The organism is Psychrobacter sp. 1U2, from assembly GCF_051847575.1.
The window spans coordinates 1-1,207 of the sequence record NZ_JBPYDC010000321.1; the positions used below are offsets into that span (position 1 = coordinate 1).

The following is a 1,207-nucleotide window of genomic DNA, read 5'->3' on the forward strand; positions in this document are numbered from 1 at the left end:
CTGTTTGGGTGCGCCGCTGATTTTAGCGGATATTGAGGCGCGCGGTATCACTCCTGATTATTGTATCGTCGGTGAGCCAACCAATATGACGGTGGTTGTGGCACATAAAGGCATTGCTGTTTATCGCTGCCGCGTCCATGGCAAGTCTGTGCATTCATCATTGACCAAACAGGGCGTCAATGCCATCAGCTATGCCAGTCGTCTAATCGGCTATGTCGATGAGTTGGCGGAAGAGATTAGCCAGCGTGATGACAACGATGACATGTTTGATGTGCCTTTTTCAACCATGTCAGTGGGTACAATAAAAGGCGGCACAGCGACCAATATCGTACCCAATCTGTGCGAGTTCACCTTTGACTATCGTAATCTACCGCATATGACGCAAGAGAATATTGTAGCGCCCATCCAAGCTAAAATTGCCGAGCTAAACGCGCAGATGCAAGCGCGGTCTCCTGAAACCGGTATCGAGCTGATACAGGAAGAGGGCGTACCCGCAATGAACGATAATAATAATGATGAGCTACAAACGCTGATAGCGGCATTAACGGGCGATAATGAGCGCCATAAAGTGGCTTATGCCACCGAAGGCGGGCAGTTTACCAATTCTGGCATTCCGACCATTATTTGTGGCCCCGGCAGCATTGAGCAGGCGCATAAAGCCGATGAGTTCGTGGCATTGAGTGAGATTGCGCGCTGTGATGAGTTTTTACAAAAATTGCTTAAGAGCTGTGCGGTTAGTTAAGGCAGTAAGCAGTTCTTTTTTGTTATGAAGTAGCATAAAATATACCGTCTTTATGGCGGTATTTATTTTTTGCGTCTTTTGCGTTTATGCCATTTATTTTAAATAAAAGAGTAGGGGTTGGTTGATGTCTTGGCATCTGTTTGCGGTATTTTTTGCAAGTACGTTTTTTATTTCAGCGACCCCTGGTCCCAATATGTTATTAGCGTTCCAGTATGGGATGAACTATGGAGTCAAGCGGACAATCTGGACGCTGGCGGGGTTAAGCCTTGGTTTGTTTATACTGCTATTATCGACATTGCTTGGATTGGATGTCATCAGTCGCCAGTCCCCTTGGTTGCTTACGGTTATTAAAGCAGTCGGCGCAGCATATCTTATCTATTTGGGTATCAGCTCGTGGCGCGATGCTAGTGAAGGCAGCTTAATGAGTGATGCTTGTGAGATAGGTGAAGAGGTGGTAGCTGACTA

At 46.6% G+C, this 1,207-nt stretch carries 2 protein-coding genes; both read left to right on the forward strand.

What is annotated here, in order from left to right:
* A partial coding sequence (locus tag ACS8FD_RS15485) for a M20/M25/M40 family metallo-hydrolase (protein WP_439276505.1) occupies positions 1 to 742 on the forward strand: 742 nt, incomplete at its 5' end.
* A 124-nt stretch (positions 743 to 866) separates the two neighbouring features.
* A partial coding sequence (locus tag ACS8FD_RS15490) for a LysE family translocator (RefSeq protein ID WP_439276506.1) occupies positions 867 to 1,207 on the forward strand: 341 nt, incomplete at its 3' end.